14 protein-coding genes are annotated in these 14,269 nt (G+C 71.3%); 4 read left to right on the forward strand and 10 right to left on the reverse strand.

The window, feature by feature from the left end:
* Positions 1-9: 9 nt before the first annotated feature.
* The 6 genes from WFG93_RS00275 to WFG93_RS00300 form a co-directional block, all read right to left on the reverse strand.
* Positions 10-273, reverse strand: coding sequence for a MoaD/ThiS family protein (locus WFG93_RS00275; RefSeq protein ID WP_336644314.1), 264 nt, complete (start codon positions 271-273; stop codon positions 10-12).
* A gap of 1 nt (position 274) precedes the next feature.
* A complete protein-coding gene (locus tag WFG93_RS00280) occupies positions 275-553 on the reverse strand; it encodes a DUF6457 domain-containing protein (RefSeq protein WP_336644315.1) in 279 nt (92 codons plus the stop codon).
* A complete protein-coding gene (gene mobA, locus WFG93_RS00285; protein WP_336644316.1) occupies positions 550-1,155 on the reverse strand; it encodes a molybdenum cofactor guanylyltransferase in 606 nt (201 codons plus the stop codon). Before mobA ends, WFG93_RS00280 begins: the two co-directional genes overlap by 4 nt.
* Complete coding sequence (gene moaC, locus WFG93_RS00290; RefSeq protein WP_101188781.1) at positions 1,152-1,625, reverse strand: cyclic pyranopterin monophosphate synthase MoaC; 474 nt, start codon at positions 1,623-1,625, stop codon at positions 1,152-1,154. The genes mobA and moaC overlap by 4 nt, the downstream gene beginning before the upstream one ends.
* Positions 1,625-2,848, reverse strand: a complete 1,224-nt coding sequence (locus WFG93_RS00295; protein WP_336644317.1) for a molybdopterin molybdotransferase MoeA — start codon at positions 2,846-2,848, stop codon at positions 1,625-1,627. Before WFG93_RS00295 ends, moaC begins: the two co-directional genes overlap by 1 nt.
* A gap of 157 nt (positions 2,849-3,005) precedes the next feature.
* Positions 3,006-4,103 (reverse strand): ThiF family adenylyltransferase, encoded by a 1,098-nt coding sequence (locus tag WFG93_RS00300; RefSeq protein WP_336644318.1) that lies wholly within the window; start codon positions 4,101-4,103, stop codon positions 3,006-3,008.
* A 235-nt stretch (positions 4,104-4,338) separates the two neighbouring features.
* Here WFG93_RS00300 and WFG93_RS00305 point away from each other — a divergent pair, with 235 nt between their 5' ends.
* Genes WFG93_RS00305 through WFG93_RS00320 form a run of 4 tightly spaced genes read left to right on the forward strand, consistent with a single transcriptional unit; the run spans position 4,339 to position 7,086 of the window.
* On the forward strand, positions 4,339-4,737 hold the full coding sequence (locus WFG93_RS00305) for a TOBE domain-containing protein (RefSeq protein WP_336644319.1): 399 nt from the start codon (positions 4,339-4,341) through the stop codon (positions 4,735-4,737).
* Entirely contained in the window at positions 4,737-5,534 is a 798-nt protein-coding gene (gene modA, locus WFG93_RS00310) for a molybdate ABC transporter substrate-binding protein (protein ID WP_336644320.1), read from the forward strand. The genes WFG93_RS00305 and modA overlap by 1 nt, the downstream gene beginning before the upstream one ends.
* Before the next feature lie 41 nt (positions 5,535-5,575).
* The gene (locus WFG93_RS00315; RefSeq protein WP_336645034.1) at positions 5,576-6,379 is read left to right on the forward strand and encodes an ABC transporter permease; all 804 of its coding nucleotides are present in this window, start codon (positions 5,576-5,578) and stop codon (positions 6,377-6,379) included.
* Complete coding sequence (locus WFG93_RS00320; protein WP_336644321.1) at positions 6,376-7,086, forward strand: ATP-binding cassette domain-containing protein; 711 nt, start codon at positions 6,376-6,378, stop codon at positions 7,084-7,086. The genes WFG93_RS00315 and WFG93_RS00320 overlap by 4 nt, the downstream gene beginning before the upstream one ends.
* A gap of 200 nt (positions 7,087-7,286) precedes the next feature.
* Here the strand turns inward: WFG93_RS00320 and narI are convergent, their stop codons facing one another.
* The 4 genes from narI to WFG93_RS00340 are packed head-to-tail and all read right to left on the reverse strand — an operon-like array spanning position 7,287 to position 14,168.
* Positions 7,287-8,045: a respiratory nitrate reductase subunit gamma gene (gene narI / locus WFG93_RS00325; RefSeq protein ID WP_336644322.1), complete on the reverse strand. Its 759-nt coding sequence runs from the start codon at positions 8,043-8,045 to the stop codon at positions 7,287-7,289.
* A gap of 2 nt (positions 8,046-8,047) precedes the next feature.
* Entirely contained in the window at positions 8,048-8,737 is a 690-nt protein-coding gene (narJ, locus tag WFG93_RS00330; RefSeq protein WP_336644323.1) for a nitrate reductase molybdenum cofactor assembly chaperone, read from the reverse strand.
* Positions 8,734-10,449, reverse strand: a complete 1,716-nt coding sequence (gene narH / locus WFG93_RS00335) for a nitrate reductase subunit beta (protein ID WP_336644324.1) — start codon at positions 10,447-10,449, stop codon at positions 8,734-8,736. The genes narJ and narH overlap by 4 nt, the downstream gene beginning before the upstream one ends.
* On the reverse strand, positions 10,446-14,168 hold the full coding sequence (locus WFG93_RS00340; RefSeq protein ID WP_336644325.1) for a nitrate reductase subunit alpha: 3,723 nt from the start codon (positions 14,166-14,168) through the stop codon (positions 10,446-10,448). Before WFG93_RS00340 ends, narH begins: the two co-directional genes overlap by 4 nt.
* Between the last annotated feature and the right edge of the window lie 101 nt (positions 14,169-14,269).

Here is a 14,269-nt window from a genome sequence, read left to right on the forward strand (position 1 = left end):
GATCGGGGCTCAGCCCCCGGCGAAGGGCGGCAGCACGTCGATCGTCTGCGCGCCGGTCAGTGCGAAATCGTCGTCCACCCGCGCGCCGTCGACCAGCACCGCGCACCGCGGAAGGATGCCGGTCAGTGCCGGATGCTGCGCGAGCAGCGCCGTCTTCAGGGCGCCGAGAGTCTCGGCATCCGTCGTCATCGCGTCCTGCCCGACCGCCTCCTGCGCGGCCGCGAAGAAGCGCACCGTGGCCGTCCGCTGTGCGGGGATCTGCTCGGTGGTCATCTCACGCCTCCTTCTCGTGCCAGTCCTGTGCGAGCGCGACGACGGCGGCGACCGTCTCGCGCACCTGCTCGGGCGTGCCGCCCGCGCGCCCGGCGACCAGACCGGCCACGAACGCGCTGAACGGCGCGGCGGGCCGCGCCACGCCGGTCGCGACGTCGCGCGCGAGATCGAGGATGAGCGCGATCGGCACGTCGGCGGCGTCCAGCGTGAAGCGCTCGCGCAGCGCCGCTGCCCACGCGTCCAGCGCCTCGGGCGGCAGGGTGCGGCTTGACTCGCTCATCGTTCCTCCTCGAAGACGGCGCGCATGCGCGCCAGGTCGGCCGGCGTGTCGATGTCGGCGGTGACGCCGTCGTCGTCTGACAGCCAGGCTATCCGCAGTCCGCCGAGCACGGCGCGGCAGGACGCGTCGTCGAGCGCTCCCTCCTGTGCGCGCAACGCTTCGCGCAGCGCACGGGTGCGATACGCGCCGGCCAGCCACTGCGGGTGCCCATGTGCGGTGAACACCGCCGCGTCGTCGTCAGCGGAGGCGGATGCGGTCGCCCCGATCAACGTGGGGACGAGGCGCGCGGCGTGCGGCAGATCGCCGGCGAGCACCAGCATCCACGGCGGGATCGGCTCGGTCAGCGCGGCGAGCGCGGCGGCGATCGCGGCGACAGGACCGGTGAACGGCGGGTCCTCTCGCACCCAGCGCACATCGGCGGTCGCGTCGAGCAGGGGCCCCACCGCGATGATCGGAGCGGATCCGGCATCCTGCAGCGCCGTCAGCATCCGGTTCAGCAGCGTCCGCCCGCCCACCTCGAGCAGCGGCTTCGCCCCGCCGCCCATGCGTCGCGAGCGCCCCCCGACGAGCACGATCCCGCCGGGCGACGGACTGGGCGTCATTCGCCGGGCCGTCGCCACGACCCGCTGCGGCCGCCCTCCTTGGCCGTGATGCGCAGGTTCTCGATCGACGCCGACTTGTCGACGCCCTTGATCATGTCGATCACCGACAGCGCGGCGACCGAGACGGCGGTGAGCGCCTCCATCTCGACGCCGGTGCGATCGGCGGTGCGCACGGTGGCCTCGATGGCCACGCCCTCGTCCTCGATGTCCAGGTCGACGACCGCACCGTGCACGCCGATCACGTGCGCGAGGGGCAGGAGCTCAGGGGTGCGCTTGGCGGCCTGGATGCCGGCGATGCGCGACACTGCGAGCACGTCGCCCTTGGGCACAGAGCCGTCGCGGAGCAGCGCCACGGTCTCGGCGGCGCAGCGCACGAATCCGCGCGCGGTCGCGGCGCGCACGGTCGGGGTCTTCTCGGTGACGTCGACCATGCGGGCATGCCCGGCGGAATCCAGATGGGTGAAGGTCATCACAGCTCCATGACTTCGATGGGATCGCCGACGGAGACCTGCTCCGTCTCGGCGGGGACGATGGCGTAGGCCTCGGCGGCGCCGAGTCCCACGCTGAGGTGCGAGCCCGAGCCGCCCGCGGTGGCCGGGCGCACCACGGGCTGCGCGGGGTCGGTGCGGTCGATGATCGCGGGCAGGTACTGCCGGCGTCCGGGCGGCGTGCGCCAGTCGGCGCCGGCCGGCAGCATCCGTCGCGGGCGGTGGATCTGAGCGCGCCCCTGCATGCGCAGCAGGGCCGGCCGCACGAACACCTCGAACGACACCGCAGCACTGACCGGGTTGCCGGGCAGGCCGAACAGCAGCATCCCGTCATCCGCGCCGAAGCCCTGCGGCTTGCCGGGCTGCATGGCGATCTTCGCGAACTCCATCGCCTCGCCCATGCTCTGCTTCACGACCTCGTACGCGCCTGCACTCACCCCGCCGGAGAAGACGATGACGTCGGCGTCCAGACGCCGCGCCTCGGCCACAGCATCTGCCGGGCCGTCGCCCTCGTCGTCGACCACGCGGCGCAGCACGATGTCGGCGCCTGCCTCGGCGGCGAGGCCGGCGAGCAGGATGCCGTTCGATTCGGGGATCTGCCCGTGCTGCAGCGGCGCGCCGGCGGGCACGAGCTCCGTACCGGTCGAGACGATCGCGACGCGCGGGCGGGGTGCGACCGTCACGTGCGAGATGCCTGCGGATGCCAGTGCCGCGAGCTGACGCGGCCCCAGCAGCATGCCGGCGGCGAGCACATTCGCCCCCACGGCGACGTCGCCGGCGGCGCGACGGATGTGCGCGCCGGGCGTCTTCGGCGGGCGCAGCACGACGGCCGTGTCGAGCGAGTCGGCCAGGCCGCCGGCCGTGTCCTCGAACGGGATGACGGCGTCGGCGGCGGCGGGCACCGGCGCGCCGGTCATGATCCTCGCGGCCTCGCCGGGGCCGATGGCGGGATCGAGCCCGCTGCCGGCGGGGATGTCGGCGACCACGCGCAGGGTGACCGGATGCTCTACGGCGGCATCCGCGACGTCCGCCGCGCGCGCCGCGAAGCCGTCCATCGCGGAGTTGTCGAAGGGCGGCACGGCGGTCGCGGCGTGGGCGTCGGCGTGCAGGGTGAGCCCGCGCGCTTCGTCCAGAGGGACTGCGACGCCCGGTCGCTGCCGCACTTCGGCGAGCACGCGCTCCAGCTGCTCCTCGACCGTTCTCATCCCCGATCCTCTCCGTCTCGCCGTCCCCGCCCCCAAAACCGCTGATTCGCTCCGGTATGACTTCGTGCCGCTTGCGACGCGTTCCAGCGGCACGAACTCATACCGGAAGGAGAAGCGGTACCGGAAGGACGGGCGGGGGCGGGGGCGGGGGCGGGCGTCATCGGGGGGACTCCTGCGCGGCCCAGGCGTCCATGCCGCCGGCGAGGACCACGGCGTCGCGCCCGACAGCGCGCAGGGCATCCGCCGCACGCCGCGCGCGCACCCCTGCCTGGCAGATCACGACGATGCGCTCACCGTCGATCGCCTCGGGCTCGGCGAGCACGCGCGCCAGGGGCACATGCCGGGCACCGGCGATCATGCCGGCCGCGACCTCGGCATCCTCCCGCACGTCCAGCAGCAGCGCGCCGGCGTCCGACGCGGCCGTGAGTTCATCGACCGCGATGTGCGGAGCAGGCGCCGGGGCCTCCGGGCTCGGCTTCCACCGAGCGCGCGACGAGCGCAACGGGACCTCGCTGGTCCTGGCACGCAGCGCGTCGATCACCATCACTCTGCCGAGCAGCGGGTCGCCGATGCCGGTGATCAGCTTGATCGCCTCCATCGCGAGGATCGATCCCGTCTGCAGGCACAGCGCCCCGAACACGCCCACGGCGGCGCACGTGGGCAGCTCGCCGACGCTCCCCTCGGGGTAGAGGTCGCCGAGCACGACGGCGTCGGCGCCCTTCGGTGGCGACGACCAGAACACCGTGATCTGCGCGGCGAACTCCTGGATCACACCCCACACGAGCGGTATGCCGAGCCGCTCGGCGGCCGCGGCGACCACGAGTCGCGTCTCGAAGGTGTCGGTGCCGTCGATCACGAGATCCGCGCCGGCGAGCAGATCCGCGGCGTTGCCGGATGCCAGTCGCACGCGCAGCGGACGCACGACCGTCTCCGGCGAGAGATCAGCGGCGACGCGCACGGCACTGTCGACCTTCGGTCGGCCGACGTCGCCGCGGCGGTGCATGATCTGCCGCTGCAGGTTCGACAGCTCGACGTCGTCGTCGTCGATGATCGTGATGGTGCCCACTCCGGCGGCGGCGAGCGCGAGCACCACCGGCGCCCCCAGTCCCCCGGCGCCGACGACCGCGACGTGCGCCGCACGCAGACGGCGCTGCCCGATCTCGCCCAGACCGGCGAGCACCTGGTGGCGCGCGGTGCGCAGGCGCTCGGCGTCGCTCAGGGCGTCGACCGGCGCGACGAGGGGAGGCAGGGGCATACTCCGAGCGTACGGTTCCCGCACGCCGCAGGCCAGCACCGCTCGCCGGGAAACCCGGCCGAACGCCGGTTGGCGTCGCATCCCCGGGCTCAGGTGGCCGGCCTCGCGGTATCCGCCCCCGGGAGAGCACCATCCCGGCCACGCGAGCCACCGACCTCCAGCCCGACGACCGCACAAGCGGAAAAACACCGCCAGAAAACCAGCAGATGCGGGAGCAGCGCCCTAGGCTCGCATCATGAGCTCCTACCGCATCGCCGATGCCGCCCGTCTGCTCGGGGTCAGCGACGACACCGTGCGACGGTGGGTCGACCACGGTGCCCTGCCCGTGACCGGGGACTCCCCCGCCCGCATCCCCGGCGCGGCCCTCGCTGAGCACGCGCAGCGCCTGGCCGACGCCCCCGGCGACGACTCCGACCTGCTCTCCAGCGCGCGCAACCGCTTCACCGGTCTCGTCACGCGGGTGCAGATCGACGGAGTGATGGCCCAGGTCGACATCCAGGCCGGTCCGCACCGGGTCGTGTCGCTGCTGTCGGCCGAGGCCGCGCGGCAGCTCGATCTGCAGCCGGGGTCACTGGCCTCTGCCGTGATCAAGGCGACGAACGTGATCGTCGAGACGCCGAAGGAGGGACTGTGATGAGGCTGCGGAGAATCGGGATCGCCGCGCTGCTCGGGATGCTGCTGCTCACCGGCTGCACGACGTCGGCCCACAGCGGCGACGGCCTCGACCCGAACGCCGAGAGCTCCGGCCCGGGCACCGAGCAGCCCGGCCCGACCGGCGAGGTGACGGTGTTCGCCGGCGCGTCGCTGAGCACCGCGTTCGATGAGATCGCCGATTCGTTCGAGCAGCAGTACCCGGGCGTCACCGTCCGGCCCATCGTCTATGACGGCTCGAGCACCCTGGTGACCCAGCTGCAAGAAGGCGCGCGCGCCGACGTGCTCGCCACCGCCGACGAGCGCAACATGCAGACCCTCGTCGACAGTGGCCTTGCCGTCGACCCGCAGCTGTTCGCCACCAACACCCTGGTCGTGGCCGTTCCCGCCGGCAACCCCGGTGACGTCGACTCACTCGACGACCTCGCCGACGCGGTCACGGTGCTGTGCGCCCCCGAGGTGCCCTGCGGCGCCGCGTCGACGAAGCTGCTGGACGCGGCCGGTGTGAAGGTCACCCCGGCGAGTCTCGAGCAGAATGTCACCGCCGTGCTGCAGAAGATCGCGGCGGGCGAGGCGGATGCCGGCCTCGTGTACGCCACCGATGTCATCGGCGACGACGCCGTCGAGAGCTTCGCGCCCGCCGGTGCGGATGAAGTCGTCAACCGGTACCCGATCGTCGCCCTGCGGGATGCGAGCGAGGCGGGGGTCGCCTTCGCCGAGTTCGTGCGCGGGGATGAGGCGCAGCAGATCCTCGCGAAGCTCGGCTTCGGCGCGCCGTGAGTGCGCCCGCAGGAGGGCCGCGGCGGGGACGGCACGGCGGCATCCGCGACACCGGCACCGGCACGCCGTTCACGCTGATCGCTCCGGCGCTCCTCGGCGTGCTGCTGCTGATCCTGCCCCTGCTGGCACTGATCACCCGCGCCTCCTGGGCGACGCTCTGGCAGGACATCACCTCGCGCGCCGCGCTCGACGCGCTGCGGCTGTCGCTCGTCAGCGGCCTGGCCGCGACCGGGCTGTGCCTGGTGCTCGGCCTGCCGCTGGCGCTGCTCATGGCGCGCTCGGGGCCGCGCGTGTCCGCCCTGCTGCGTGCGCTGGTCGCGGTGCCGCTGGTGCTGCCGCCCATGGTCGGCGGCGTGGCGCTGCTGTTCCTGTTCGGGCGCACCAGTCCGCTCGGCCGGATGCTGTCGGATGCCTTCGACCTGACGCTGCCGTTCACCCCTGCGGCGGTGGTGCTCGCGCAGGCGTTCGTCGCGCTGCCGTTCCTCGTGCTGGCCGTGGAGGGCACCATGCGCAGCGTCGGCGGACGGTACGAGCGCACCGCGGCGACGCTCGGCGCGCGCCCGTGGCGGGTGCTGTGGCGGGTGACGCTGCCGCTGGCGGCGCCCGGCATCGTGGTCGGGGTGATCCTGTGCTTCGCGCGCGCGATCGGCGAGTTCGGTGCGACAGCGCTGTTCGCCGGCAACGCCCCCGGCGTGACGCAGACCATGCCGCTGGCGATCTACACCGCGTTCAACGGCGCGGGCACCGGGCGCGAGACGGCGGTGGCCCTGTCGATCCTGCTGCTCGCGACGGCGGTCGTCGTGCTGCTGCTCGTGCGGGCCTGGCGGCCGGGGGCGCTGCGGTGACCGGCGCTCTGGACGCGCACGTCGTCGTCGCGCACGCCGGTCTCGACGTGCACCTGTCGGTGCGCCCCGGCGAGGTGCTCGCCGTGATGGGCCCGAGTGGCGCCGGCAAGACCACGCTGCTGGATGCGATCGCCGGCCTCACGCGCCTCGGCGCGGGGCACGTCCACATCGACGGGCAGCGGCTTGCGGATGCCATGCGGCACACGCCCCCGTCGCGGCGCTCGATCGGGCTGCTCGGTCAGGATCCCCTGCTGTTCCCGCACATGACCGCCGTCGGGAACATCGCGTTCGCCGCGCGTTCGGCCGGTTCCTCGCGCGCCGAGGCCGTGGCGGTCGGCGAGGAATGGATGCCGCGCATCGGCCTCGCCGGCCTCGGCGATCGCCGTCCCGACCAGCTCTCCGGAGGTCAGCGTCAGCGCGTGGCGCTCGCCCGTGCCCTCGCGGCGCGGCCGCGCCTGCTGCTGCTCGACGAGCCGTTCAGCTCACTCGATGTGCTCGCCGCCGCGCAGCTGCGCGAGGTCGTGCGGGACCAGCTGCACGGCACCACGACGATCGTCGTCTCGCACACGATCGCCGACGCCCAGGCTCTCGCCGATCGGCTGCTGATCCTCGAGCACGGCCGCCCCACCCAAGAGGGTTCACTCGGCGAGGTGCTGGCGGCCCCGGGCACGGAGTTCGCCGCCGCGGTGGCCTCCACCAGCCGGTAGCAGCCACCCGCTGACCCCTTCTCCCCTCTTCACTCTCCACCGCCGCCGGCTGCACACCGAGTAGGGCGCAGGGACGTTCCCGGAGTGAGCATTGGGGAGGAGCGGAGCGGAGGGGCCCCACTCTGCGAACGAAGGGAACGTCCCGGAGCCAGGCCCTTCGACAGGCTCAGGGGCCCAACAGGCTCAGCGACCCAGGCAGCTCAGGGACGCCGCAGCCGCGCCGGGTCGGGGGTCGACACCGGATCCCATCCCCGCTTCGGCGCTCGCGACCCGCGGTGATCGTCTCGCGAGCGGTACACGATGTACGGCCGGAACAGATATCCCACCGGCGCCGAGAACACGTGCACCAGCCGCGTGAACGGCCACAGCGCGAACAGCAGCAGCGCCGTGATGACGTGCAGCTGGAACAGCAGCGGCACCTCGAGCATCAGCTCGGGTCGCGGGCGGAAGATCATCAGCTCGCGGATCCACGGCGAGATGCTCTCTCGGTAGTGGAAGCCGTGACCGAACACCTGGTACACGACCGTGGCGAGGGTACCGAACACGAGCGTCGCTCCGAGGAAGACGAACATGATCTTGTCCATCACGGTGGTGGCGAGGAAGACCGCGGGCACCGTGCGGCGCCGGAAGACGAGGATGGCGAGGCCGGCGAGGGTGAGCACCGCGGCGAACGAGCCGAGCACCGTCGCGCCGATGTGGTAGATCTCCTCGCTGACGCCGACCGCGTACAGCCACTCGCGCGGGATGAGCAGTCCCACCACGTGTCCGGCGATGACCATGAGGATGCCGAGGTGGAACATCGGCGAGCCCCACCGCAGCATCCGGTTCTCATAGCTCTGCGAGGAACGCGTCGTCCAGCCGAACTTGTCGTAACGGTAGCGCCAGATGTGCCCGAAGATGAACACCGCCGCGCACACGTACGGCAGCGCCACCCAGAGCAGTACCTGCATCGTGTTCATGATCACTCCCCTGTTCGGCGGAAGGCGGGCATGGGCAGGCTCATCCCGACCGTCTCGGTCGGCGGGCCCTCGTTGACGAGTGCGAGCACGCGCTCGCGGATGCGCTGGTCGACCTTCGGCAGCGACAGCGTCACGGCGCGCACCACGTCGGCCCACGGGCTGTCCATGCCCTCCAGCGCCGCACGCAGCACCTCGATGCCCTCGCGGTGCGCAGCGAGCACGGCATCCGCCACGTCCGACTGCGACCGCGCTGAGAACTCCAGAACGGCGGGCAGATAGTCGGGCAGCTCGGGCGCGTCGAACTCCCACCCCGCCGCGCGGTACGCGTCGAGGAAGGTGACCAGCGCCGTGCCCCGCCGCCGCGTGTCGCCGGTGGCGTAGTAGCTGAGATACAGCGAGCACTTGCGCTTGAGATCGAACGTGGTGACGTAGCGCTGCTGCCACTCGGACACTCCCGCACCGCGCGCCGTCCGCAGGAAGCGCTGCAGCGGCTCGGCGATCGGCGCGGGCAGCGTGGCGGCATGCGCGTCGAAGACATCGAGTCGTTCGAACCACTGCGCGTCGGGATAGTCCAGCAGCAGCGACACGAGCATGTGCACGGTCTGTCGCTGGGTGGAGGTGAGGGATGCCGGCGTCAGGGCGTCCGGCAGCCGGCGCCGCGGTGTGACGCGCGGCGGCAGGACGGTGCTCATCGCGGGTCCTCCGTGCGCTGCTGTGCGGCGTCGCCGGGGAAGTCGACGACGTCGTCGTCGTACTGCCGGGGCTGCGCGCGGTCGGACGGCGGGAACAGTCCGTGCGGCCGGCCGTTGCCGTCCCAGTTCAGCAGATTCACGCGTCCGGGTGAGGAGGGCCGGTCCGCGGTCTGCCGGTCGGCCAGCGCGTGGAAGTTCTCCACCGCGACCGGCACGGAGGTGCCGCTGGCCGCGCCGAACGGTCCGCCGGCGCCGCCCATGCCCGGGCCGCCGTCGTAGTCCAGCGAGCAGGCCATCTCCTCCAGTTCGTGCGCGCGTTCGGAGTGCGCGGCGGGGATGACGTAGCGCTCCTCGTACTTGGCGATGGCGAGCAGGCGGTACATCTCCTCGATCTCGGCACCGGTCATTCCGACCGCGTTCGCGATCCGCTCATCGCGCTCGTCGTCGATGCTCACCCCGCGCATGTACGAGCGCATCGCGGCGAGGCGCCGCAGCGACGCGTCGACGGGCACCGGATCGCCGGCGGTGAACAGCTCGGCGAGGTAGCCGATGGGGATGCGCAGCTTGTCGATCGCGGCGAACAGCGTCCTGGCATCCTCTCCGTCGTTGCCCGATCCGGTCACGACGTCGACGACCGGCGAGAGCGGCGGGATGTACCAGACCATCGGCATGGTGCGGTACTCCGGATGCAGCGGCAGCGCCACCTCGTAGTCGTGGATGAGGCGCCAGACGGGGCTGCGCTGCGCGGCCTCGATCCAGTCCTCCGGGATGCCGTCGCGTCGCGCGGCCTCGATCACCGCGGGGTCGTGCGGGTCGAGCAGCACCGACCGCTGCGCGGCGAGCAGCTCGTGCTCGTCCTCCACGGCCGCCGCCTCGGCGACGCGGTCGGCGTCGTAGAGCACGAGTCCGAGATAGCGCAGCCGGCCGACGCAGGTCTCCGAGCACACCGTCGGCAGACCGACCTCGATGCGCGGATAGCACATGGTGCACTTCTCGGCCTTGCCGGTCTTGTGGTTGAAGTAGACCTTCTTGTACGGGCATCCGCTCACGCACATCCGCCAGCCGCGGCAGGCGTCCTGGTCGACGAGCACGATGCCGTCCTCGGCGCGCTTGTACATCGCGCCGGAGGGGCAGGATGCCACGCACGACGGGTTCAGGCAGTGCTCGCAGATGCGCGGCAGGTAGAACATGAAGGCCTTCTCGAACTCGGCCTGCACCTCTTCGCTCATCTTCTGCAGGATGGGGTCGTCCTGCATGGTCTCGATCGATCCGCCCAGGTCGTCGTCCCAGTTCGCCGACCACGAGACCTTCATGTCCTTGCCGGTGATGAGGCTCTTCGGCCGGGCCACCGGGGTGTGCGCGCTGTTCGGCGCGTCCACGAGCATGTCGTAGTCGTAGGTCCACGGCTCGTAGTAGTCGTCGATGCCCGGCAGCTTCGGGTTGGAGAAGATGCGCGCGAGCTTGGCCAGCCGGCCGCCCGAGCGCAGCCGCAGCCGGCCGCGCTTGTCGCGCACCCAGCCGCCGCCCCACTTCTGCTGGTCCTCGTAGCCGCGCGGGTAGCCGACGCCGGGGCGGGTCTCGACGTTGTTGAACCACACGTACTCCACGCCGGTGCGGTTGGTCCACGCCTGCTTGCACGTCACCGAGCAGGTGTGACATCCGATGCACTTGTCGAGGTTCATCACCATCGACATCTGAGCCATCACCTTCATCGGTACTGCACCTCCTGGTTGCGGCGGCGGATCGTGGTGACCTCGTCGCGCTGGTTGCCGGTCGGTCCGAGATAGTTGAACGCCCATGCCAGCTGCGCGTAGCCGCCGATGAGATGGCTGGGCTTGAGCAGGATGCGGGTGAGGGAGTTGTGGATGCCGCCGCGCTGGCCGCTCATCTCGCTCAGCGGCACATCGACCGTGCGATCCTTCGCGTGGTACATGTACACCGTGCCCTCCGGCATCCGGTGCGACACGTTCGCACGCGCGACCACGACGCCGTTGCGGTTGTACGACTCGATCCAGTCGTTGTCGCGCACCCCGATCTTCTCGGCGTCCTTCGGGCTCATCCAGATCGTGGGGCCACCGCGCGAGAGCGAGAGCATGAACAGGTTGTCCTGGTACTCGGAGTGGATCGACCACTTCGAGTGCGGGGTCAGGTAGCGCACGTGCACCTCGGTGTGCGTGCTCTTGCCCGGGATGACGTCGCCGAACAGCCGGTGCATGTCCAGCGGCGGGCGGTAGATCGGCAGCGTCTCGCCGAGCTCGTCCATCCAGTCGTGGTCGAGGTAGAAGTGCTGGCGTCCGGTGAGGGTGTGCCACGGCTTGAGGTGCTCGACGTTGATCGCGAACGCCGTGTAGCGCCGTCCGCCGTGCTCTGAGCCCGACCATTCCGGCGAGGTGATCACGCTGCGCGGCTGCACCGACACGTCCTGGAAGCTCAGGCGCGTGCCCTCGTGCTCATCGGCGAGGAAGGTCATCTTCTGCCCGGTGTGCTGCTCGAGCTTCTCGAAGCCCTGCACCGCCAGGCGGCCGTTGCTCGTGCCCGACATCGCGAGGATCATCTCGCACGCGCGCTTGTCGGTGTCCAGGCGCACGCTGCCCGCGTACGGTCCGGATGTCGTCGTGCCGTTCAGGTGCGCCAGGCGCTCGATCTCCGGCTCGGCGCGATAGGTGATCCCCTTCGTGGTCAGCCCGAGCTTCCCGGTGAGCGGGCCCAGCGTCTTCCACCGCTCGGCGAGGTTCGGGTAGTCGCGCTCGACGACGGCCAGCTTCGGCATGGTCACCCCAGGCACGCGCGGCAGATCCTGCACGCGTCCGTGCGGGGTGGCCATCACGTCGGGGGTGTCGTGCTGCAGCGGTGTGGCGACCACGTCGCGACGCACGCCGAGGTGCGTGCGCGCCATGGCGCTGAACTTCTCGGCGAGGATGCGGAACGTGTCGAAGTCGGTCTTCGTCTGCCACGGCGGGGCGATCGCCGGGTTGAAGGCGTGGATGAAGGGATGCATGTCGGTCGACGACAGGTCGTGCTTCTCGTACCAGGTCGCCGCCGGCAGCACGATGTCGCTGAACAGCGTGGTGCTGGTCATGCGGAAATCCGCCGTCATCAGCAGGTCGAGCTTGCCCTCTGGAGCCTTCTCATGCCAGGTCATCGACACCGGCCGCGATCCCTCCGGCGCCTCCTGGGCGCGCAACGATGCGTCCGTACCGAGCAGGTGCTTGAGGAAGTACTCGTTGCCCTTGCCCGACGAGCCGAGCACGTTCGCCCGCCAGATGTTCATCACGCGGGGGAAGTTCTCGGGGGCATCCGGGTCCTCCACGGCGAAGTGCAGCGAGCCGTCGTCCAGGCTGTCGACGACGTGCTGGGCCGGGTCCTTGCCGGCGGCCTCGGCCTCATCGGCCAGCTCGAGCGGGTTGCGGTCGAAGGTCGGGTAGCTCGGCATCCATCCGCGCTGCACCGACTCGACGAGGCAGTCCGCGGTGGTGCGTCCCTCGAACCTGCCGAGGCCCAGCGGCGAGGCCAGCTGGTCGGCGGGCAGTCCGTCGTAGCGCCACTGGTCGGTGGCGAGGTAGAAGAACGCCGTGCCGATCGTGTGCCGGGGCGGGCGGCCCCAGTCGGCCGCGGCCGCGTACTGCTGGTAGCCGGTGATCGGGCGCACCTTCTCCTGCCCGACGTAGTGCGCCCACCCGCCGCCGTTCACGCCCTGGCATCCGGTCATGGTGGTCAGCGCGAGGAAGGTGCGGTAGATGGTGTCGGAGTGGAACCAGTGGTTGGCGCCGGCGCCCATGATGATCATCGAGCGTCCGCCCGAGCGATCGGCGTTGTCGGCGAACTCGCGGGCGATGCGCGTCGCCTGTGCGGCGGGCACCGAGGTGTGCTCCTCCTGCCAGGCCGGTGTCCCCGGGCTGGACGCGTCGTCGTAGCCGGCGGCCCACTGACCCGGCAGGCCGTCGCGGCCGACGCCGTACTGCGCGAGCATGAGGTCGAACACCGTCGTGACGGTCTTGCCCGCCACGGTCCGCACCGGCACGCCCCTGGTGACCGCGCCGGATCCGCCGGCGTGCTCCTGACCGGCCTGCGGGTCGAGGTCGAATCGCGGCAGGTGCACCTCGGCGGCCTCGCCCGCCCAGTCGGCGAGGTCGGCGACCGACAGGGGCGGCACCACGTCGCCCAGGTCGAGGTTCCAGCGCCCCTCGTCCTCGGGCGTGAAGCGGTGCCCGAGCGAGCCGTTGGGCACGACCGGGGTGCCGTCGGCGTCCATCAGCACCGGCTTGAAGTCGGCGCGCGCCTGCGCCGCGTCCGGCCCGTCGAGGTCGGAGGCGGTGACGAACTTGCCGGGCACCAGCACGCCGTCGCGCTGCTCGAGCTCGACGAGGAACGGCGCGTCGGTGTAGCGGCGCATGTAGTCCTCGAAGCGCGCGGTGCGCTTCTCGACGAAGTGCTCGCGCAGGATCACGTGTCCCATCGCGAAGGCCAGCGCGCCGTCAGTGCCGGGGTGCGGGGCGACCCACTCGTCGGCGAACTTCGTGTTGTCGGTGTAGTCGGGCGAGACGGTGATGACCTTCTGGCCGCGGTAGCGCGCCTCGGCCATGAAGTGCGCGTCTGGCGTGCGCGTGACCGGCACGTTCGAGCCCCACATGATCAGGTAGCCGGCGTTGAACCAGTCGGCCGACTCGGGCACGTCGGTCTGGTCGCCGAACACCTGCGGGCTGGCGACGGGCAGGTCGGCGTACCAGTCGTAGAACGACAGCATGGTGCCGCCGATGAGGTTCATGAATCGCGATCCCGCGCCGTGCGAGACCATCGACATCGCCGGGATCGGCGAGAAGCCCGCGATGCGGTCGGGTCCGTAGGTCTTCACGGTGTACACGTGCGCGGCGGCGGCGATCTCCATCACCTCGTCCCACGTGGTGCGCACCAGCCCGCCCTTGCCGCGGACCCGCTTGTACGAGCGGGCCTTCTCGGGATCCTCGACGATCGACGCCCAGGCGTCGACGGGGTCCGGATGCTGCGCCTTCGCCTCCCGGTAGATGCGGGCGAGCGTGTCGCGGATGTACGGATAGCGCACCCGGGTGGGCGAGTAGGTGTACCAGCTGAACGCCGCGCCGCGGGGGCAGCCGCGTGGCTCGTACTCCGGCGAGTCCGGTCCGACGCTGGGGTAGTCGGTCTGCTGCGCCTCCCACGTGATGATGCCGTCCTTGACGTACACCTTCCACGAGCACGACCCGGTGCAGTTCACGCCGTGCGTGGAGCGCACCACCTTGTCGTGCGACCAGCGGTCGCGATAGAACGAATCGCCCGATCGGCCGCCCTGCAGGAAGACCGCGCGCAGGTCCTCCGAGGTCTCGCCGGGCCGGACGAAACGGCCCATGTTCAGCAGCGCATCGGCGAGCGCTCCGTCGGTCGCGGCGTCGCGATGAGTGGTGGTTCCGGGGGTCATCTCTGTTCCTTCCGGAGAACGGCTGGTACTCCAGCATCCTGTCTGCCACGGCATCGCGAGGCAAGCACGCGCCGTTTTTAATCAGATCGGATGCTGCGTGC

The sequence above is a fragment of the Microbacterium sp. USHLN186 genome (genome assembly GCF_037145155.1).
Lineage (GTDB): Bacteria > Actinomycetota > Actinomycetes > Actinomycetales > Microbacteriaceae > Microbacterium.

Excerpts from the sequence above, each read along its gene's own strand:
- WFG93_RS00295 (WP_336644317.1), bottom strand. The coding sequence starts at position 2,848 with ATGAGAACGGTCGAGGAGCAGCTGGAGCGCGTGCTCGCCGAAGTGCGG.
- narI (WP_336644322.1), bottom strand. The coding sequence starts at position 8,045 with ATGAACACGATGCAGGTACTGCTCTGGGTGGCGCTGCCGTACGTGTGC.
- mobA (WP_336644316.1), bottom strand. The coding sequence starts at position 1,155 with ATGACGCCCAGTCCGTCGCCCGGCGGGATCGTGCTCGTCGGGGGGCGC.
- WFG93_RS00275 (WP_336644314.1), bottom strand. The coding sequence starts at position 273 with ATGACCACCGAGCAGATCCCCGCACAGCGGACGGCCACGGTGCGCTTC.
- modA (WP_336644320.1), top strand. The coding sequence starts at position 4,737 with ATGAGGCTGCGGAGAATCGGGATCGCCGCGCTGCTCGGGATGCTGCTG.
- moaC (WP_101188781.1), bottom strand. The coding sequence starts at position 1,625 with ATGACCTTCACCCATCTGGATTCCGCCGGGCATGCCCGCATGGTCGAC.
- narJ (WP_336644323.1), bottom strand. The coding sequence starts at position 8,737 with ATGAGCACCGTCCTGCCGCCGCGCGTCACACCGCGGCGCCGGCTGCCG.
- narH (WP_336644324.1), bottom strand. The coding sequence starts at position 10,449 with ATGAAGGTGATGGCTCAGATGTCGATGGTGATGAACCTCGACAAGTGC.
- WFG93_RS00280 (WP_336644315.1), bottom strand. The coding sequence starts at position 553 with ATGAGCGAGTCAAGCCGCACCCTGCCGCCCGAGGCGCTGGACGCGTGG.
- WFG93_RS00300 (WP_336644318.1), bottom strand. The coding sequence starts at position 4,103 with ATGCCCCTGCCTCCCCTCGTCGCGCCGGTCGACGCCCTGAGCGACGCC.
- WFG93_RS00340 (WP_336644325.1), bottom strand. The coding sequence starts at position 14,168 with ATGACCCCCGGAACCACCACTCATCGCGACGCCGCGACCGACGGAGCG.
- WFG93_RS00305 (WP_336644319.1), top strand. The coding sequence starts at position 4,339 with ATGAGCTCCTACCGCATCGCCGATGCCGCCCGTCTGCTCGGGGTCAGC.